General features: G+C 48.2%; 16 protein-coding genes. 8 read left to right on the top strand and 8 right to left on the bottom strand.

Annotation, left to right across the window (positions count from 1 at the left end):
- Positions 1–72 precede the first annotated feature (72 nt).
- Entirely contained in the window at positions 73–1,191 is a 1,119-nt protein-coding gene (locus tag C7B65_RS08675; protein ID WP_073070832.1) for an ATP-binding response regulator, read from the bottom strand.
- A gap of 592 nt (positions 1,192–1,783) precedes the next feature.
- Between C7B65_RS08675 and C7B65_RS08670 the strand changes: the two genes are divergently transcribed.
- Together C7B65_RS08670 and C7B65_RS08665 are read left to right on the top strand one after the other, a co-directional pair.
- Entirely contained in the window at positions 1,784–5,023 is a 3,240-nt protein-coding gene (locus C7B65_RS08670) for a hybrid sensor histidine kinase/response regulator (protein WP_073070834.1), read from the top strand.
- Positions 5,024–5,219: 196 nt separating this feature from the next.
- Entirely contained in the window at positions 5,220–5,453 is a 234-nt protein-coding gene (locus C7B65_RS08665) for a Nif11-like leader peptide family natural product precursor (RefSeq protein WP_073070836.1), read from the top strand.
- A gap of 163 nt (positions 5,454–5,616) precedes the next feature.
- Here the strand turns inward: C7B65_RS08665 and C7B65_RS08660 are convergent, their stop codons facing one another.
- Both C7B65_RS08660 and C7B65_RS08655 read right to left on the bottom strand, forming a co-directional pair.
- Positions 5,617–6,444 carry an ABC transporter permease gene (locus C7B65_RS08660; RefSeq protein WP_073070837.1) on the bottom strand — a complete coding sequence of 276 codons (828 nt, stop codon included), beginning with the start codon at positions 6,442–6,444 and terminating at the stop codon, positions 5,617–5,619.
- 26 nt (positions 6,445–6,470) lie between these two features.
- Positions 6,471–6,788: an ATP-binding cassette domain-containing protein gene (locus C7B65_RS08655; RefSeq protein ID WP_083582839.1), complete on the bottom strand. Its 318-nt coding sequence runs from the start codon at positions 6,786–6,788 to the stop codon at positions 6,471–6,473.
- Between the two features lie 406 nt (positions 6,789–7,194).
- Here C7B65_RS08655 and C7B65_RS08650 point away from each other — a divergent pair, with 406 nt between their 5' ends.
- Positions 7,195–8,052 (top strand): GntR family transcriptional regulator, encoded by an 858-nt coding sequence (locus C7B65_RS08650; RefSeq protein WP_073070839.1) that lies wholly within the window; start codon positions 7,195–7,197, stop codon positions 8,050–8,052.
- A 52-nt stretch (positions 8,053–8,104) separates the two neighbouring features.
- On the opposite strand, the gene C7B65_RS27765 is transcribed toward C7B65_RS08650, so the two are convergent.
- Positions 8,105–8,242: a hypothetical protein gene (locus C7B65_RS27765; RefSeq protein ID WP_181314370.1), complete on the bottom strand. Its 138-nt coding sequence runs from the start codon at positions 8,240–8,242 to the stop codon at positions 8,105–8,107.
- A 112-nt stretch (positions 8,243–8,354) separates the two neighbouring features.
- Here C7B65_RS27765 and C7B65_RS08645 point away from each other — a divergent pair, with 112 nt between their 5' ends.
- Positions 8,355–9,068 (top strand): aspartate/glutamate racemase family protein, encoded by a 714-nt coding sequence (locus C7B65_RS08645; RefSeq protein ID WP_073070841.1) that lies wholly within the window; start codon positions 8,355–8,357, stop codon positions 9,066–9,068.
- 184 nt (positions 9,069–9,252) lie between these two features.
- On the opposite strand, the gene C7B65_RS08640 is transcribed toward C7B65_RS08645, so the two are convergent.
- Positions 9,253–10,065 (bottom strand): sulfurtransferase, encoded by an 813-nt coding sequence (locus tag C7B65_RS08640; RefSeq protein WP_073070843.1) that lies wholly within the window; start codon positions 10,063–10,065, stop codon positions 9,253–9,255.
- A 42-nt stretch (positions 10,066–10,107) separates the two neighbouring features.
- Between C7B65_RS08640 and C7B65_RS08635 the strand changes: the two genes are divergently transcribed.
- The gene (locus C7B65_RS08635; protein ID WP_073070845.1) at positions 10,108–10,974 is read left to right on the top strand and encodes a tRNA (5-methylaminomethyl-2-thiouridine)(34)-methyltransferase MnmD; all 867 of its coding nucleotides are present in this window, start codon (positions 10,108–10,110) and stop codon (positions 10,972–10,974) included.
- Positions 10,975–11,488: 514 nt separating this feature from the next.
- On the opposite strand, the gene C7B65_RS08630 is transcribed toward C7B65_RS08635, so the two are convergent.
- On the bottom strand, positions 11,489–12,175 hold the full coding sequence (locus tag C7B65_RS08630; protein ID WP_073070846.1) for a peptidoglycan-binding domain-containing protein: 687 nt from the start codon (positions 12,173–12,175) through the stop codon (positions 11,489–11,491).
- A gap of 267 nt (positions 12,176–12,442) precedes the next feature.
- Here C7B65_RS08630 and C7B65_RS08625 point away from each other — a divergent pair, with 267 nt between their 5' ends.
- The 3 genes from C7B65_RS08625 to C7B65_RS08615 all read left to right on the top strand — a co-directional run bounded on the left by C7B65_RS08625 (position 12,443) and on the right by C7B65_RS08615 (position 16,995).
- Entirely contained in the window at positions 12,443–13,330 is an 888-nt protein-coding gene (locus tag C7B65_RS08625) for an ADP-ribosylglycohydrolase family protein (RefSeq protein ID WP_073070848.1), read from the top strand.
- A 180-nt stretch (positions 13,331–13,510) separates the two neighbouring features.
- A complete protein-coding gene (locus tag C7B65_RS08620; RefSeq protein WP_073070850.1) occupies positions 13,511–15,970 on the top strand; it encodes an HD family phosphohydrolase in 2,460 nt (819 codons plus the stop codon).
- A 143-nt stretch (positions 15,971–16,113) separates the two neighbouring features.
- Complete coding sequence (locus C7B65_RS08615) at positions 16,114–16,995, top strand: glycosyltransferase family 2 protein (RefSeq protein ID WP_181314369.1); 882 nt, start codon at positions 16,114–16,116, stop codon at positions 16,993–16,995.
- A gap of 225 nt (positions 16,996–17,220) precedes the next feature.
- On the opposite strand, the gene C7B65_RS08610 is transcribed toward C7B65_RS08615, so the two are convergent.
- Together C7B65_RS08610 and C7B65_RS08605 are read right to left on the bottom strand one after the other, a co-directional pair.
- Positions 17,221–18,051 carry a carbohydrate ABC transporter permease gene (locus C7B65_RS08610; protein ID WP_073070853.1) on the bottom strand — a complete coding sequence of 277 codons (831 nt, stop codon included), beginning with the start codon at positions 18,049–18,051 and terminating at the stop codon, positions 17,221–17,223.
- Between the two features lie 15 nt (positions 18,052–18,066).
- Positions 18,067–18,867, bottom strand: coding sequence for a class I SAM-dependent methyltransferase (locus tag C7B65_RS08605; RefSeq protein WP_073070855.1), 801 nt, complete (start codon positions 18,865–18,867; stop codon positions 18,067–18,069).
- Positions 18,868–18,870 lie beyond the last annotated feature (3 nt).

Here is an 18,870-nt window from a genome sequence, read left to right as displayed (position 1 = left end):
TGGGGGATTTAGGGGGCAGAAGCCGCTGACAAGGCAGCGAAAAAACTCGTCGTTCTGCAACGCCCCAAAGATTTAATCATTCACAGCCCGATCGCCCCTTAAAAAGTAAGCGGTGATCTGACAACCTGCGCCTAGTTCGCTGACAATTTCTAGCTGTCCGCCCATTGCTGCCGATCGTTCTTGCATTCCTTGAAGTCCATATCCCGATCGCAGTTGATTGGTCTGAAAGCCTTTGCCGTTGTCTTGAAGCGTCAGCGATAATCCTTCAGCCGTGGTTTGAATCTGGATCTGAACGATCGTCGCTTCGGCGTGTTTGCAGATATTGGTCAGTCCCTCTTGAATGATGCGATAAACGACCTGATTGACCGCGCTCGAAAGGGGATGTGACAAATCAATTTGGCACTCTGGCAATACATCAGTCAGGTGATAAAACTCTTCAGCTAGGTTGACGATCGCCGCTTCGAGCAATTGTCCTTGAAGGGGATCGGCCCGAATGGCGGAAACCGATTCACGCACGGCTTGCAGGGCTTCAGAACCCAGTTGTTTCGCTTCGGCTAATAGCGATCGTGCCCGATTGTGGTCTACATCCCAGAGAGCTAAAGCCGTCTCCATTTGCACATTCAGCGCAACGAGAGAATGCCCCAGCGAGTCGTGAATGTCACGGGCGATGCGATTGCGTTCCTCGATTGCCGCCATTTCCTCAATGCGTTGATTGAGCGATCGTTCTTGGTCGAGCGATCGTCGGAGTTCGGCTTCTGTGTGCTGCAATCGCCGATTTTGATCTTGCAGTTGCAGTTGTAGGCGGCAAAGCTTGAGTTGATGCTCGATCCGCACCAAAACCTCCTCAATCTGAAAGGGTTTGGTAATAAAGTCAACGCCTCCAACCGAGAAGGCATGCACCTTATCAAGGGCCTCATTCAACGCACTGATAAAAATAACCGGAATTTCCTGCATTTGGGAATCGGACTTGAGGTGCTGACACACTTCGTATCCAGTCATTCCAGGCATATTGATGTCGAGCAGAACCAGATCGGGCGGTTGAGCTTGCATTCCAATCAGCGCGATCGCACCGTTGGTAACACTCCGAACTTCGTATCCCTGATCAGCAAGCATGGCTGACAGTAGCCGAAGATTGTCTAAAGTGTCGTCTACGATTAGGATGTCTCCCTTGACTGATGGGATGCACTGCATAATGTCTGGCAGAATTAGGCGAAGTATTAATTATCACACGACTGCTAACAGAGGCTACAACAAGCGGTGTTAACTGTGATAGATATGAAATTAAGACCACACGATAGATACGACGATCGATCTATAGAACGTGCTTGGATTGATCTTAAGAGCAGCGATCGAGAATGAGTTGATATCGTAAAGAAACATTACTTTTAGACGACCAAAATAATTCTTATCGCACTTCAAAAAATAAGCAATAAGTCATACACAGAGAGTTTCCTAGCCTTTGTTTCACTCAAACAGGTGATTTTGTTTGCGATCGTTCATCTCTTAGATTGGGTCAGGACAATTTATTGAATTTGAGAGATGTTTAAGCTAGGTTGTTTTAACAGTCCTTAGCTTCGTTGCTGACCCACCCAGAAATCAATTTCTGGGCTAATAGCAAAAGTCCGATGAATCGGACTGAGAGACTGTTCAACCCATTTCAATGGGTTTTAGCTATGAGCCTGGAAATTGATTTCCGGGCGAGATGAAACCGTAGCGAGAAGGTGTTAGAACACGCCCTAATATTCGCACCACACAACACCCGTTTAATTTGAGGAGTTTGGGTATGCGTCCTCTCACCCATCGGCTTTCAAAGCTTGCTAAAAGTGTGCCACTACGCCGCGTTCTGGTGGTGCCGTTTGTCCTGCAAATTTCGTTAGCGGTTGGGCTGATCGGGTGGCTATCGATTCGCAATGGGCAACAGGCAGTCAATGAGGTCGCCGTACAACTGCGGAGCGAAATCACGGCTCGAATTCAACAATATTTGCAAACCTATGTTGAGACTCCTCACAAAATTAATCAACTCAATGCCGATGCGATTCGACTGGGTGAAGTCAACCCTCAAGATTTTGCAGCGTTAGAAGAACACCTTTGGTATCAACTTGAAACTTTTGACACCGTGACCGCCGTTTACGTTGCGTCAGAATATCGAGAACACGTTGCGGTAGAAAGAGCAGAAGATGGTCGCTTTCAAGTCAAAGTATCAGGTGATTCTACAGGACACGCAGTTAAGATCTATGCCGCCGATCGCCCAGGACATCGCACCAAACTCTTAAGATCTAAGTCTAACTATGATCCTCGGACTCGCCCCTGGTATCAATCTGCGGTCAAGTCGGGAACCGCAAACTGGGGCGGAATCTATAAACTGTTTGCCACACCTCAATATGTGTTGAATGCCAGCTTGCCGATCTATGACGATCGTCGCAAGCTGTTAGGCGTGGCTGCCGTAGATTTCTCACTGACGGGAATCAGTCAATTTCTCCGCAGTCTCAAAATTGGACGATCGGGCGAAACATTTATCCTCGAACGTCGCACCGGGTTACTCGTCGGCAGCTCTGCGACTCAACAACCCTTTGTGATTCAAAACCCGACTGCGCCGATCAATCAGCAGACTCCGATTCGGGTCAAAGCCACCGAAAGCAGCGATAGCTTGACGCGACGCACTGCCAAATATTTACAACAACGCTTTGGAGACTTGCCGCAAATTGATCAGACTCAACAACTAGATTTTGATCTCGACGGTGATCGGCAATTTTTACAAGTTGTGCCGCTTAAAACAGTTCAGGGGTTAGATTGGCTGATCGTCGTGGTGGTTCCAGAACGGGATTTCATGGATCAGATCAATGCCAACACTCGCACCACGATCGTGCTGTGTCTGATCGCGTTTGCCCTAGCAACTGCTCTGGGCATTTTGACCGCTCGCTTGATTTCCCAACCCATTCTGCGGTTAGGAAGCGCAGCTAAAGCGATCGCCGCCGGAGATTTAGACCAAACCGTCTCGGTCACTAGCACCACTGAGTTAAATGGGTTGGCTCAGTCCTTTAACCAAATGGCGCAGCAATTGCGCGAGTCTTTCTCAGCCCTGGCGCGAACCAATGAGGAATTAGAAGACCGGGTTGAGCAGCGAACCACTGAATTGGGCGAAAAAAATTCGCTGCTTCAGCAAGAAATCAGCGATCGCCAAAAAGCAGAGGCGGCGTTGAAAATGTCTGAAGCAGAACTCCGGCTGATGTTTGCAGCGATGACCGATATCGTAGTGGTTTTCGATGCAAAGGGGCGTTATCTGAAGTATATGCAAACGCAATCCTTCACTTATACGTCTGATGTCGATCTAATTGGTAAAACTGTTCATGAAGTTTTATCTGAATCGGTTGCAAACACAATCACAGATGCAATTCAGCAAGCGTTACATCTCCGAAAGCAGCCTAATGCTTCTGATAGCACTCGCAAAAATATTTTTGTTGAATATCATCTCTCGATCGGTCATCAAGAAACCTGGTTTCTAGCCAGCGTCGCGCCGTTGTCAGACGATGCAGTGCTGTGGGTCGCTCGTGATATTAGCAAGCTCAAAAAAACCGAGGCGGCACTCAAACAAGCCAAAGAATCTGCCGATGCTGCCAACCTTGCTAAAAGCCAGTTTCTCTCAAACATGAGCCACGAACTTCGCACGCCGCTGAACATTATTCTCGGCTTTACTCAATTGCTGTTGCGGCATCGATCGCTCAACCCTCAACAGCAAGATTATCTAGACACAATTAATCGCAGTGGCGAAGACCTGCTGACTTTAATTAATGACGTGTTGGAAATGTCTAAAATTGAAGCGGGTCGCGTGACTCTGAATGAAACAAACTTTGACTTTTACGAACTCCTCGATCGGCTGCGTCAAATGTTTGATCTCAAAGCTCGATCGCGAGGGTTAGAACTCGTTCTAGATCGCTCCGACGAGGTTCCTCAATATATCTGCATGGATGAGAGCAAGTTACGCCAGATTTTAGTCAATCTGTTAGGTAACGCCATTAAATTTACGCAGATTGGAAGCGTAACGCTGCGAGTCACCACCGACCAAACTGCGCCCGATCGCTCCATCATCCTGCGCTTTAGCGTTGAAGACACCGGGTGTGGCATCGCTGAAGCTGACCTTTCACCCCAAAATGGCTCTGACACAGCCCCCTTATTTGAGCCGTTTGTGCAGACAGACGCGGGTCAAAAAGCTCAAGAAGGCACAGGCTTGGGGTTGCCGATCAGTCAGCGATTTGTGCGGCTGATGGGCGGAGATTTAACGGTGAAGAGCACGTTAGGAGAAGGTTCGATCTTTACGTTTGCGATTCCAACTCACCCTGCAATTCTAGAGGTCTTGCCCACCTTTACTCCCAGTCGGCAAGTCGTCAGCCTAGCAGCAGGACAGCCTCACTATCGCATTCTAATTGTTGAAGATAAATTAGAAAATCGACGGCTGTTAGTCGAGTTATTGGCTCCGATCGGGTTTGAGTTACAAGAAGCGGTAAACGGACAAGCGGCGATCGAACTTTGGCAAAGCTGGGCACCTGACTTGATTTGGATGGATCTCAGAATGCCCGTCATGAATGGATTTGAGGCAACCCAGCACATCAAAGCCGCCAATAATTCCGCCCCAGTGATCATCGCGCTGACCGGAAGCGCCTTTGAGGAAGATCGCTTAACCGCTCTGTCTGTCGGCTTTGATGATTTTGTGCGTAAGCCCTTTCGGACGAGTGTGATCTTTGAGAAGATGGCTGAACACTTGGGCGTTCGCTATGTTTATGCCGACGAGTCAGACGATCGTCAAAATGCGTTATCCCCGGATCCTTCTCTTACGCCTTCAGACTTGAGTGAGATGCCGATCGAATGGATCGACCAACTGCATCAGGCAGCACTCCGCATTAATGCAAAGCAGATTTTGCTGCTGATTGAGCAAATTCCTGAACCCTATGATCATCTCGTTAAAGCGCTGACCGATCTCGTCGATCGCTTCTGTTTTGAAGAAATCATCGCGTTAACCCAACGGTAGGGACACGGCATGCCATACCCCTACGTAAACTTTGCTGTCGAATCTCTCACAATTGGGGAAATTACTTCTAACCTTAGAGATTAAGGAGTCTAAAAAGCTTTTTGCACAAAGTTGGTTGTTTCAACTTTATCGATGCATCTGCAAAAATCTTGTTTAGGTTCGGCTCCGACTGTCATCGCAAACAAGGGATGAAACCATGTCTCAACATCATGCCGCAGAATTTTTTAAAGCGGTTAAAAAAGACCAGGCTCTGCAATCAAGATTGAAAGCAACCAGCGACCCGATCGCGTTCGTTCAGATTGCCGCCGATCAAGGCTATCACTTCTCAGAAGACGAGTTAGAAAGCGCTCTCGATCAGCTTTCTGAGGCTGAACTTGCAGCTTTATTTAACCCTGGTGTAGGAAGTCGCGAACGAATAGTTCCCCGATAGCTGGGTGGAATTGAATAGAAGACCCTCATCCCCAACCCTTCTCCCCAAGGAGAGGGGAGCCAGAATTCAAAGTCCCTCTCCTTGGGGAGAGGGATTTAGGGTGAGGGTAGCTGTGTTAACAACAATTGCCCAGTTAATAGGTGAAAATTATCGGATGGAATATCTATCCGCGCTTTGGCTTGCGCTGATGATTTGACAGATAAGTAATCACTAATAGAGCAAGCCCAATCAGTGCAAACGAGAAAATCGTGGTCAGAGTACCCAAGGCATATAGGGCAGGAGACGTGACATTGGTAGTCATGCCAAAAATTTCGAGGGGAAGCGTATTGGTGTCACCCGATGCCAGAGATGTGCGCGTAAACTCGTCGTAGGACAATGTAAAACTGAGGAACGCCACACCCACCACACTAGAGACAATCAGTGGAAACACAATTTGCCAGAATGTAGTAACATCATTGGCACCCAGGTCACGAGAGGCTTCTTCGTAAGCTGGATTAAACCGCCCAAAAATTCCTAACATAATTAAGAACGCAAACGGGATAGTCCAGGTGAGATGCGCTCCCAACGCTGAGGTATACCAGGCGCTTTCTAAACCTACTAAGTTAAACACCACCGCAATCCCTAATGAAATCAAAATGCTGGGAACAATCAGGCTGGAAATGGTGAGGTAAAAAATCCAATTCGATCCTTTGAATCGGCTGCGAAACGCCATTCCCGACATAACGCTGAAGATGACGGTCAACACCATGACAATCAATCCTAAACAGAGCGATCGCCAGAAAGCATCAGTAAAGTTTCCGACCCGTTGTTCTTCAAACACAGACTGCATCCACATGAAGCTAAACCCTTTCATAGGAAAGGTTAAGTTGCCTTCAGGGCCTTGCAATGACAGGATGAAAACGGCAGACATCGGGCCGTAAAGGAACAGAACAAACAGTCCAAAGAAACCTGCCAGCAAGTAATAGGAGAGTGGGCGTTTTTTCTTTTCCATAATTCCTTTACAGTTCTTTGCGAATATCAACAACACGCAAAATAGCAGATACCAAAATTAGCGTAATCATTAGCAAAATCACAGCATTCGCGGCAATCCTCGTGTCCAGCAATCATTCTCAGAACAGTCGTTTTACCGCAACCACTTGGGCCTAAAAGACAACAATATTTGCCAGCCGGAATGTCGAGCGTCACGTTTTCAACGGCTATTACAGAACCGTATTTTTTGGTGACCGATCGTAGAGATACCCCAGCGGCGGCTTGCGCCAAAGCTTGCTGAATATCAGTCGCAGATGAGGCAGTTCTGTTTACTCCAACCGTTTTTCTTCCAGCATCAATGGTCATAGTTGCTCCTGAACAAAAAGAATGGATGTCATGAAACCTGATGAACTCAGTAAAGGTCTCTAAATGAATGCTCTAAACTAGTTGGAAGACTGCCTGACGAGGATTTACTTAAAAGCCTCTGCGGTGTCAACATGCTCCTGGGTGATGTCTACTTAAACTGACTAGTAAACTATTAGATCCAAAGAGGTTCTAAAACTGACATCTCCGATACAATCTCTGTTAACTAAGTTGTGAACAGTAATTGTATACAACTTTTGTACACGGCTTCTAATATCAGAAAAGTGTTTCTGGATACAATTCAACAATTTTGATCAAGAATGTGAGGACAATCAGGACGATCGCACTTAGCTCAAAGGTCTGCGTAAAAGCTTTTCAGACGATTATCAGTTCATCAGAAACAGGAACTATGAAGCGGGCTAATCAAGAACGGGATGATCACAATTTGTCAAATTTGGCGGCTAACATAGCTATGGGAGGCAAAGATGGATCATCGTCTCTCAATTCGTCCCGCGATCGTACAAACTCTCCGCTAAACACTCATTCATCTATGACCGCTGCACAGTCGCCGACTCAACCCAACCCAAAACCGACCGAAGATGTTATCTACGCAGAGCTTTATAATTCCATTCTGGAGCGCAGATTGCCGCCGGAAACAAAGCTGGGCGAAAATCTTCTGGCTGAACATTATGGCGTGAGCCGCACTATCATCCGACAGGTGTTGCAACGGTTGGCGCACGATCGCCTAGTCAAGTTAGAACCCAACCGAGGCGCATTTGTCTCCAGCCTTTCGCTCGAAGAATCAAAGCAAATTTACGAGGCGTGGCGGTTAACCGAAGCGGCGATCGTCCGAGATGTTACCAAGACCATCACCCGCAAACAGATCACAGCGCTGAAAAAACTGGTCACAGAAGAGCGGCAAGCTTGCGAAGCCCAAGACATTCATCGGTTAACGCGATTATCGGCTCAGTTTCACATGCAGCTTGCTGATTTATGTCAGAATAAATTTCTTGGCAGGTTTCTAAAAGAGTTAGTGCCCCAAACTTCATTAGCATTCTTTTATGAAGTTAAAAGTATGCCTGTTTGCACCAAAGATGAACACAGCGAAATTTTAGACTACATCGCTTCTGGCAATGAGGAAGCTGCTGTCGCCGCCGCAATGCGCCACTTAGATGGCATTGAAAAAGCTCTGAATGCCCGTGCTTCACTGAAAAAACCAACTAGTTTGATCGATCTGCTAAATGCCAGAATTCCATCAATTTCTTAATGCAACACCACAGCTAGTTCAGCAGAACAGGTGTTGTGCATTACAGTTTGAGTCATGGTTCGATCGCTTCTCGGATTGTATACAAAGGTTGCATCCATAAGCGGGTATTAAAAATCAAGTCTTCTATGCTGTTGTTACCCGTGTTGACATCGCATCTTGCCCAAACAACGATCGCATTATGAGATGCCATTAGTCATACCGATTTCGGAAGCAATTGCGACTGATCGTTCAATCCGACGGGGCACGGCCGTGCCATGCCCTCATGCGGATTTGTCGCATTCACAAATTAAATTGGTATCACTATGAAAATTAAAGTCATTAACCCAAACACAACTACCAGTATGACTGAGAAGATCGGTGCTGTCGCAAGATCGGTTGCCAGCTCTGAAACTCAGATCATTGTTTGTAACCCAGAGTTTGGGCCTGCCGCGATCGAAGGACATTACGACGAGGCTTTGAGTGTAGTTGGAGTGCTGGATGAAATTCGCAGAGGCGAAGCAGAGGGCATGGATGGATACGTAATTGCTTGCTTTGGCGATCCGGGTCTGTTAGCAGCGCGGGAGTTAGCAAAGGGCCCCGTGTTAGGAATTGCTGAAGCCGCTATGCACGCTGCCAGTTTCGTCTCTACCGGGTTTTCTATTGTTACAACTTTGGGACGGACACGGGTGATCGCTCAACATCTAGTCGATAACTATGGGATGACGAAGTTTTGTCACAAGGTTCGGGCGATCGACCTGCCCGTATTGAATTTAGAAACCACCGATGCGAGAACTGCAATTTTACAAGAGTGTCGTTTGGCGCTAGAAGAAGACTGTTGTGGCGCGATCGTGCTGGGCTGTGGCGGCATGGCTGATTTACCGACACAACTAAGTCAAGAATTAGGGATTCCTGTCATTGATGGGGTCAGTGCGGCAGTCAAATTCGTGGAAGCTTTAGTGGGTTTAGGGTTGGGAACCAGCAAGGTGGGCGACTTGGCATATCCAACATCCAAATCTTATTTAGGTATGTTTCGTTAATTTAAGGTCAGTTCGACGAGTTTTTTCACTTTGTTGTCAGCAACTTCTGCTCCCTAAATCCCCCAATTCTGAGGGACTTTGAACTCCAGTTCCCCAGAATTGGAGGTTAGGGTGCGAGTTCTAAGGGTGGTTTACGTCGGGAATTTTATTCATGCAGGAGGTCTATTCAGAATGCCCGCACTAGTTATGAATAAGAACACCAATCACTCCAGCTACCTGCATAGAGCTTTCCGGTGTCGATGCCTGCGATCGCCAAAGATAACAAATTCACACAAGCTGTCACCCCTGACCCACAATAGACCAAAATCTCATCCGCCGATTGCAGTGTTGACCAGCGATCGCGTTGTTCTTTTGCAGACCGCACAAAACCATTTGCGTCAGTCACGTCTTGCCAGGGATAATTAGCGGCTCCGGGAATGTGCCCCGCGATCGGATCGATCGGTTCTTTTTCACCTCGATAGCGCTCTCCTTCACGAGAGTCAACTAATGCAACATTGGGTAAATCTTTTCGGGCTTTCACCGCGTCGATGTCCACAATCCACTGCGATCGAGGCTGCGGAATAAAGTGTCCTGATTTGCGATCGGGCTGCACCTGTGAGATCGGATATCCAACTGCTCGCCATTTTTGAAAACCACCGTCTAAAACCGCGACGCGATCGTGTCCTAAATAGCGCAACAGCCACCACAAACGAGCCGCAAATGCCAAGCGAGAATCATCATAAACAATTACTTGCGTAGAGTTTGTAATGCCCATGTCTGAAAGTTTTGCCGCCAAGTCTTCGAGATCGGGGAGCGGGTGCCGTCCTCCATGTCGCGCCACTGGGCTGGATAAATCCCGATTCAAGTCTAAATAATATGCCCCCGGAATGTGCCCGGTCTCATACTGCTGCCGTCCTAATTCTGGCTCTGTGAGCGAAAACCGACAATCGACGATCGTCACCTGCAAATCGTCTAAATGGTGCTGCAACCAATCTGCTGAAACGATCGTGTCAAACATTGATCTACACTCGCAATAACGCTACTCGGTCATTTTAAAGCGATGTCGTTTACGCCAGAGTTAACTGCCGATGGTTCTTTTACTTTTTTCTCAACTGATTATCGAGAAACCTTTCACAGTCGTTATGGTGCTCGTCAAGAAGCGATCTGCAAGTTTGTTGAACCGACGCAGTTAATCGAAAAAGCAACTCGCCCTCAGCTTAGACTGCTCGACATTTGTTATGGACTGGGCTACAACACGGCGGCTGCACTAGAGGCAATTTGGCGCGTTAACCCAGACTGTCGAGTCGAAGTGATTGGGTTAGAGATCGATGGGACGGTGCCGCAAGCCGCGATCGCTCACCAACTTTTTAGCAGTTGGCACCCCAAAGTTCGGCAAGCTCTCGCAGCATTAGCGCTAAATTTCGAGGTTCAAAGTTCGCATTTCAGCGCTCAACTCTGGTTAGGAGATGCCCGTCAAACTCTACAGCAGATCGCCCAACCCTTTGATGCGGTGTTTCTCGACCCATTTTCTCCGCCTCATTGTCCCCAGTTGTGGACGGTGGAATTTCTGACGATCGTAGCTCGTTGCTTAAAATCTGATGGCAAGTTAGCGACTTATTCATGTGCTGCCGCAGTTCGCGCTACTTTAATCGCTGCCGAGTTTAAGATTGGCTCGACTTACCCAGTGGGGCGGCGATCGCCCGGAACAGTTGCCTGCAAAAGCGCTGCTGAGTCGATGGTTCTTCCGGCTCTCTCGCTGCAAGAACAGGAGCATTTACACACTCGTGCGGCGATTCCTTATCGCGATCGATCGTTGCGTGATTCAGCGGCAACTATTCTCCAGCGTCGCGAAGTGGAGCAAAAAACTTCTTCTTTAGAGCCGACCTCTCACTGGAAAAAACGTTGGTTATATAGCAATCCTAAATGAATTGTGGGATGGGCATCGTGCCCGTATAGACTGGAAGCCTGTCCCACTCTTATGACTGAAATAGAATTGCTATATAATTCACCTATTTAAACGTTAAAGGATCTAGCGGAAAATGGCTAGATCCTTATAAGAGCAGTAGGTTAATCGATCGTAGCGGGTGTTCAATCAACAAAAGATAAAGTAGGGTTGACTTCGCAATAACACCGCTTATTGATCAGTTTCTCAGCCAATTCAGGCTGCACTTTTAGTTAGGTTTTTGAGTCTCAAATAATTAAATCTGAAGTGAAGTGAGACCACCTAAAGCTAATCTTTGAAATCGTGACCAATAGAATCAGGCTCTGCGATTTGATTAAAGCAGGAGACACAAGCCTTAATCGAAAGTTTTTATTTAGAGAAGCGCTTTGCTTCCTTTGTGTCTACATTTAAGTTAGCACCAAATCAGAACTGAAGCGCGATTGTTTTATAAAGTTTATATCAGTTAATCAGACGAAATAATCAACGACAAAACCTCGTTTTAGCGCAAAATTGCACTCCAGGTTCCGGGCCCGACCACTCCATCGGCATCAAGCTGATATTTGCGTTGAGCTGCCTTAACTGCGGCTTCGGTTGCTTCACCAAACGCGCCGTCTATTGCGCTCTCAAATAAGCCCAGCGATCGCAGTCGCTCCTGCAATCCTCTGACTGCTTCGCCGCTCATGCCTTTTCTGAGAATGGGAAAGGTGGCAGAAGTGGGAGCCGTTTCGCTCGATCGAGGCAAAGGGGCGCGAGGCGTAACGCTCGGAGTCGGCGCGATCGGATCAGGGGGAAACAAGCGCTCCCAGGTGGCAGGGCCAACAACGCCATCTTTGCCCAACCCGGCAGCTTCTTGAAATCGCCCAACCGCCGCAACGGTAGTGTCTCCAAAAAAGCCGTCTACTGCGCCATCGTAGAATCCTAGCAGTCTCAGGGTAGCTTGAAGCTCGTTCACATCAGCGCCACGACTGCCCGATCGCAGAGTCGATCGACCCGTTCCCTCACTCGCAGCAACAGAATTAGGACGCTCTAGGGTGGGGGCTTGCGATAGAGTTAAAGCGCGGCTCTCAGCACTGGCAACGCTTTGAGCGTTCAAACTACCCAAGCACACTAAACCGAATGCGCCACAAAATATCCACCAGCGTGAAATAGTGCTGGCTTTCGGGGCATTGATCGGGCATCGATCCATGAGACTTGACCCTCAGCAGAATTGTAGACGTGATTCTAAACAAAATTATTTTAAGCGATAAACTAACTAAATGTAGGGGAGAAATCGAAACACTTGGCATCAACAGTGCTATATATGACGATTGGAGCGTTTAGTCCACTACTGAAATTGTGAAAGAACCCATCACTTTGTGTTGTCTAATCCTGGTTTTAAAAACAATTGCGATCGAACGATCGATTGCGAGAGGGTACGGCATGCCATGCCCCTACACGTTCACAAATCAACCTCATGCAATACGCGCTTCTGCATCGATTTCAAGCAACCCTGTTAGGGGCAGTTTTAGGAGAAACCATCGGGCTTCATCCTCTTCAACATCCTAATAGAAAGGCTCAGCCCAAACTTCGATGGGCGACCCTGACTCAGTTCTATACTCAGCAGTTTCTTCAGCACAACCGATTCGACGCGCTTGAATTTTGTGAGGAACCGATGCCAAAAACGGCGGGAGAAACTATTATTGCGCTCTTGCCCGTCGCATTGTTTTTTCACGAAGACCGCTTGAAATTGGGGCAAACGCTAAACCAGGTGGCGTGGCAGCGATCGCCGATCGCCCAGCAAGAAAGCTTTGCGGTGGGATGCGCGATCGCCGAGGCTCTGCAAGAAAAGCTCGATCCCCTGACTCTGATTCTCACAATTATTACCTATCTCAAATCTCAAAGCCGAGCCGAGACTGCTAGCATTGATCAGCTTGAGCAAGTTCAGAGACTGCTCGATGAGCAAGCAGGGCTAGAAACCGCCCTCAATCGGCTGACCACAAATTCAGACAATGACGAAACGATCGGGCTGGCGTTTTACTGTTTTCTCAGCACTCCTCATGATCTGCGACTAGCCTTATTGAGAGCCGCGCAGACGGGCACTCGATCGCCGATTGTGGGTGCGCTGACGGGCGCATTGTCTGGCGCATTTAACAGCATGAGTGGCATTCCGATCGAGTGGCAGTTAGCGCTTGACTCTTGGAAAACCCCTTCTGAGCAAATTGTCACCCAGCCCGACCTTTTAGAGCTGGCAAATTGCTTACTTGCAAGCTGGTCTGGTGTTTATAATCCTCTAACCTCCTCAAAAGAATTTAGGCAAATTGCGGCGATCGCGGCTCCGCAAGTGATCAGAAAAGCCATGTAGCTGCCAGTCATACTAAATATTTCTTGAGTGAATTTTTATAGTTGAATTATGCAGATAAAATGTGAAGTCTAGAGGAGAGAAGCTATTCCATAAGACACTTACATTACAGTCGATTCAATCAACGCTTCGTCTCAACTCTGTCGATTTGGCTGTTCCGCATCACCCCACCCGTCAGCATCTATGCGATCTTTTCAGTCTTTGACCCGACGAATTCAACAGATATGCATCAGTTCTGGCAAATCTTTGCAGCAGAAGGCGTTAAATTCGGGGTTGCCGCGCTTGATCCTGTCTTCGATTCCAGCCTCGGCAAATCTGTCTCAGGGCAGCAAACGTCTGCGAAAACGACTCAGCTTTCGAGAAGGGGTGCATCCGACGATCGTCATTGCAATCACGGTCATTTCGATCACGAGCGCCTTTGGGCAACGGTTTTATAATCAACCGCAGTTAAGCGTCGGCAAAGTTTCGTCTCAGACCATTCACGCGCCTGCCGATGCAAACGTCATCGACACTAAAGCGACCGAAGAAAAACGCAAAGCGGCCCGCACGATCGCCGTCACCGTTTTGATGGCAGATTCACGAATTAACGATCAAATTCATCAAGATCTACAAGCTGCCTTTGGGCGGGGCAACACCTTTCGGCAATTGGCGGGGGCATATCCATTTGTGGATAGCAAAACACTTTCAGCACAAACCCAACGCTATCTGCGAAAGGTCGAAGAAGGCGAATGGCGAGGAGTCTTAGCCGCTTTGCAAGAAAAAGCTCCGATTAAACAAGTTCCTGGCAAACCTGCCGTTCCAAACTTCCCCAAAACGCCGATCGCTAATCCCGCTCAAGGTCAAGCAATCGCAGAGTTACAAAACTATCGTCGATCGGGCACGCCTCAAAATCTTGCCGCGTTGCTCGATAAAGTGACTGAAGCTCGCCGACTTTATGCTGCCGCGATCGCGACCCTCAAAGAGCCGACGACGGCTCAATTTGGCGATCTTTATGACGCTGCTTTTTTAGACTTGTCTGATTTTGACTGGGAGCAGTTGCAGCTTCAAATCACTCAAGTGAACGATCGCATTCTTGCCCAGGGCATCTCGCCGGGATTGCCCCAAAGTCTGCTAGAAAACGCCGTCAATCTGCAAACTCAGGTCGGCATTGCGCCAGAGTTGAGGGCGATCGCTGCCAGACTGCTGCTGACGACGCTGCAACCCAACCTCATCAAAGATGAAGAGCAAAGCAAGCTTAAAGCAGAGCAAGCCGCTCAAGAGGTGCAGCCAGAGGTGATCTCAGTCCGGCAGGGCGAAGTGATTGTCGGTGCGGGGCAGACTATCACTCAACGAGAATTTGTGCTACTCGACTCGTTTAATCTCAGTCTCAGAGGCACTAATTGGCTCGGTTTCATCACGTTTGGGGTGGTGGTGAGTGGGGCAGTGGTGTTGTTTTGGTTTGTCGATCAGCGATTTCACGTCAAGGGCTTGCGAAATCGAGATTATGTTCTCGTATGGCTGCTGACGCTGACTACGCCGCTGCTCGTGACGCTGGGCGTTCCGTCTACCAACTTGCCTGCGATCGGGCTGCTGATGGGCACTTTCTATGGGTCTACGATGGCGTTAACCCTGACTGGGCTTTTGAGCGGGCTGTTGCCGATGGGCATGACGATCGGAGTCAGTCATTGGTTGCCCAGTGTTGCAGGTGGTTTGCTGGCTGCCTTTTTTGGCGGCAGGCTGCGATCGCGCGAAGAACTTGCCCTATTAGGCGTTGCGGTTGGGTTGACTCAAGGTGTCCTGTTTCTGATTCTCAGCGTGGCATCGGGGATGGTTTGGTATGGGCTTTTAGGAGCGACAGCAATCTATGCGCTGTTGGGTTTGGCATGGAGTATAGTCGCGATCGGGCTAAGTCCCTATCTCGAAAATCTGTTTGATTTAGTTACTACCATTCGCTTAGTCGAACTGGCAAATCCTAACCGTCCTTTACTCAAACGACTAGCAGCAGAAACACCCGGAACCTTCCAGCACACGCTATTTGTTGCCACACTCGCCGAAGCCGCCGCAAGAGAATTAGGCTGCAACGTAGAACTCGTGAGAACGGGAACGCTCTACCACGACATCGGCAAGATGCACGACCCGCAAGGCTTTATCGAAAACCAGATGGGCGGGCCCAACAAACACGATCTGATTAACGACCCCTGGAAGAGTGCGGCGATTATTAGAAAGCACGTCACTGAGGGCATTGTGATGGCGCGTAAAGCCCGATTGCCGAAAGTCGTTCAGGCTTTTATTCCAGAGCATCAGGGTTCGATGCTGATCAGTTACTTTCATCATCAGGCGCAGCAGATCTTACAGCAAGACCCAACTAAATCGGTCAACGATGACGATTTTCGCTATGCGGGGCCGGCTCCTCAGTCACGCGAAACGGGGATCGTGATGGTTGCAGATTCTTGTGAGGCGGCGCTGCGATCGCTCAAAGATGCCACGCCTGAAGATGCGCTGAATATGATTAACAAAATTTTGCGCGCCCGATGGCAAGACGGGCAACTCGCCGAGACGGGTTTGACGCGAGAAGAGATGGACACGATCGCTCAAATCTTTGTCCAAGTTTGGCAACAATCAAACCACCAACGCATTGCCTACCCAAAGCTGACTGCAAAATAGCGATTTCTTATCAAAAAAATATTGAAACTGCACCCTGAATTCACTCAAATCATTAGGAGGTGAGTAGATAATTAATTAGATTAAGCCCTTCTGCCAGTCATACAACCTATATGCAAGGCAATCTACCTCTTGTGTCGATCGGAATGCCTGTTTTTAACGGCGAAGATTTTTTAGAAGCTGCTTTAGAGTCGCTTTTGGCTCAAACATTTACTGATTTTGAGATCATTCTGGCGGATAACGCCTCTAGCGATCGCACCCCTGAAATTTGCCAAGCCTACGCTGCCAAAGATGTCCGAATTTGCTACTATCGCAACGCTCACAACATGGGTGCAGCCGCAAATTTCAATGCTGTATTTCAGATGTCGCGAGGCAACTATTTTAAGTGGGCAGCCCACGATGACCTCTGTGCGCCAATGTTTCTAGAACGGTGTGTGGAAGTTTTAGATAATAATCCGTCTGTGGTTTTGTGTTCGTCTGATGTAGGACGCATCGATTGGGCAGGAAACGAACAACCTCCCAAGCGTGACTGTCCTCGTCATCTAGATGCTTGGAGTGCGTCGGAGCGCTTTGCTGCGATCGTGCTGCAAACATTTTGGTGCTACGAGATTTTTGGATTGATTCGCTCAGAAAATCTTCGCCGTGTTCAGCCTCAAGGGAGTCACTATGGCAGCGATCGCGTGATGCTAGCCGAGCTAAGTTTACAGGGACGCTTTATGCAAATTCCTGAGCCGTTATTCTTTCGACGATTTCACCTCAAGCAATCAACCTGTCTTCCCTCGGCAAAAGCTCGTCAATTGTGGCAGAGCGGTGATCGTAAACGAAATATGTTTTGGGAACGTGGCTCGGTCAGCTTTGTGAGAGCTTTGCTCAAAGCACCCATTACTCCCCTTGAGCGACTTCAGTGTTTTGGCACTGTGCTGCGCTATTTAACCAAGTTAAAAAATTGGCTCTATTTCTTGCCAAAACAGCCTCGCCCCAGAAAACCGGAGCAGCGTAAACCAGAACAACCTTCCAATCTGGGGTAATCATAACCCTGCAAAACTGGCTGAAATTGTATCTCTGCATAGAATCGTGAAGTAAGACTGAATAGACCTCCTGCATGAATAAAATTCTCGATATAAACTGCGATCGGATCTCGCTCTGTTTGGGTCGGCTTGTGCCCCCTAAATTCCCCAAAATGGGGAATTTAGGGGGCGTTCCCGGATTCATGCAGGAGGTCTAATCTACTCATGCCGCGAGATGATTTTTCCCTATCCTTTCACGCCGCTTCCGGTTTCAGAAGGCACGATGTAGTGCTGCATCGCCACGAAGAACAGGAGAATGGGCACGATCGAGATCACCGATCCCGCCGCAATCAATCGCCAATCTAGCGTAAAGGTTCCGGCTAAGTTGGCGACTCCTAACGGCAGTGTGTATAGCTCTGGGCGATCCAACACAATCAAGGGCCAAAGGAAATCACTCCAAGAACCGATAAACACAAAAATCGATAACGTCACCAACGCTGGACGGATGGACGGCAACATGATGTGCCACCATACGCCTAGATCCGAGCAGCCATCCATGCGTGAGGCTTCTTCTAACTCTTTAGGAACTCCTTGAAATGCCTGTCGTAATAGAAAGATGCCAAACGCAGACGCGATCGCTGGAAAGATCACTCCCAAATAACTATTTCGCAATCCCAACTGCACCGCTAGAACATACAAGGGAATCATCACAATCTGAAATGGAATGAGAATCGTGGCTACGATCGCGCTAAAGATAACTTCTCGCCCTTTAAAAGACAATCTTGCTAACGGATAGGCAGCTAGTGAACAAAATAATAGATTCAATGCGACTGTTAACACGGACACGATCGTGCTGTTGAATAAATAACGCCCAAACGGATTACTTTGCCAAACGGTGACAAAATTCTCAAAAGTGGGCTGGCTCGGCAACAACTGCGGCGGAAACTGAAAAATGTCTTCAGACGGAGATTTAAACGACGTGCTGACGAGCCAAACCAGCGGAATGAGCATGAAAAAAGCGATCGTGCTCAACAAACCATAGTTGAGCAGCGATTTCCAAATCTGACGTTGTTTCATCCGTTGCAATGTGATCTATTTGGTGGCGACGACGGCTAGATTCCAGGCTAACCGCTTCATCAATGGCAGTTTTTTCAGCCCTTTATCCAGCTTCTCTAAGCGCAGATAGGTTTTTTCGAGCCGCGCCTGTTCAAGAATAATCTTCTTCCAATAGCGCTCTTGGTTTGGGTTGACTTTCTCGATTAGGTAGAACTGTAGAAAGATCCACAGCGTCGCAATCCAAAAAGTGTCGTAGTTGGTTTTAGAGTAGAGCGATCGGATGTAGTTCACCAGATTAATATCGAGCGGGGCTTCATCTTCGGTTCTGACTTCGGTTGCCATGCGACGATAGACATTAATCACCGGATTGTGCTTAAGCGGGTCCCAAAAACAGGCCTTTCCTCCCGGCTTTAGCACTCGGTGCATTTCTTTAAGCGTCATTTCAGGATTAGGAATGTGATGTAGCAGATTAGAGGCATAGACAATATCAAATGTGTCATCAGGGAAATCAATTGCCATTGCGTTAATCGTTCGCCCTTCGATCTGCACGCCATTCATTTCTGCTAATTTTAGCGCTACCTCAACCATTCCAGGCGAATAGTCAGTTGCCACACAGCGCGCACCGAGCAGGGCAAAATAAACGCTGTTTTCTCCAGCCCCACAGCCGAGATCGAGCAAATATTTACCATTCACATCGCCCAACTGCCGGAGAATAAATCGATTTTCAGGGGCAGTGCAGGCTTCAAAATAGTCAGCAACTCGAATGCCATCGACATCGATCGTGCTGGCCCAACGATCGTGAAAGTCTTGCTCTTTACGTAACACGTCTTCTTGCATAGC

Source organism: Phormidesmis priestleyi ULC007, assembly GCF_003003695.1.
Taxonomy (GTDB): Bacteria; Cyanobacteriota; Cyanobacteriia; order Leptolyngbyales; family Leptolyngbyaceae; genus Phormidesmis_A; species Phormidesmis_A priestleyi_A.
This window is presented reverse-complemented; position numbering and strand designations above follow the sequence as displayed.

Coding starts and splice junctions, on each gene's coding strand:
- C7B65_RS08675 (WP_073070832.1), bottom strand. CDS start 1,191: ATGCAGTGCATCCCATCAGTCAAGGGAGACATCCTAATCGTAGACGAC.
- C7B65_RS08670 (WP_073070834.1), top strand. CDS start 1,784: ATGCGTCCTCTCACCCATCGGCTTTCAAAGCTTGCTAAAAGTGTGCCA.
- C7B65_RS08665 (WP_073070836.1), top strand. CDS start 5,220: ATGTCTCAACATCATGCCGCAGAATTTTTTAAAGCGGTTAAAAAAGAC.
- C7B65_RS08660 (WP_073070837.1), bottom strand. CDS start 6,444: ATGGAAAAGAAAAAACGCCCACTCTCCTATTACTTGCTGGCAGGTTTC.
- C7B65_RS08655 (WP_083582839.1), bottom strand. CDS start 6,788: ATGACCATTGATGCTGGAAGAAAAACGGTTGGAGTAAACAGAACTGCC.
- C7B65_RS08650 (WP_073070839.1), top strand. CDS start 7,195: ATGAAGCGGGCTAATCAAGAACGGGATGATCACAATTTGTCAAATTTG.
- C7B65_RS27765 (WP_181314370.1), bottom strand. CDS start 8,242: ATGGCATCTCATAATGCGATCGTTGTTTGGGCAAGATGCGATGTCAAC.
- C7B65_RS08645 (WP_073070841.1), top strand. CDS start 8,355: ATGAAAATTAAAGTCATTAACCCAAACACAACTACCAGTATGACTGAG.
- C7B65_RS08640 (WP_073070843.1), bottom strand. CDS start 10,065: ATGTTTGACACGATCGTTTCAGCAGATTGGTTGCAGCACCATTTAGAC.
- C7B65_RS08635 (WP_073070845.1), top strand. CDS start 10,108: ATGTCGTTTACGCCAGAGTTAACTGCCGATGGTTCTTTTACTTTTTTC.
- C7B65_RS08630 (WP_073070846.1), bottom strand. CDS start 12,175: ATGGATCGATGCCCGATCAATGCCCCGAAAGCCAGCACTATTTCACGC.
- C7B65_RS08625 (WP_073070848.1), top strand. CDS start 12,443: ATGCAATACGCGCTTCTGCATCGATTTCAAGCAACCCTGTTAGGGGCA.
- C7B65_RS08620 (WP_073070850.1), top strand. CDS start 13,511: ATGCGATCTTTTCAGTCTTTGACCCGACGAATTCAACAGATATGCATC.
- C7B65_RS08615 (WP_181314369.1), top strand. CDS start 16,114: ATGCCTGTTTTTAACGGCGAAGATTTTTTAGAAGCTGCTTTAGAGTCG.
- C7B65_RS08610 (WP_073070853.1), bottom strand. CDS start 18,051: ATGAAACAACGTCAGATTTGGAAATCGCTGCTCAACTATGGTTTGTTG.
- C7B65_RS08605 (WP_073070855.1), bottom strand. CDS start 18,867: ATGCAAGAAGACGTGTTACGTAAAGAGCAAGACTTTCACGATCGTTGG.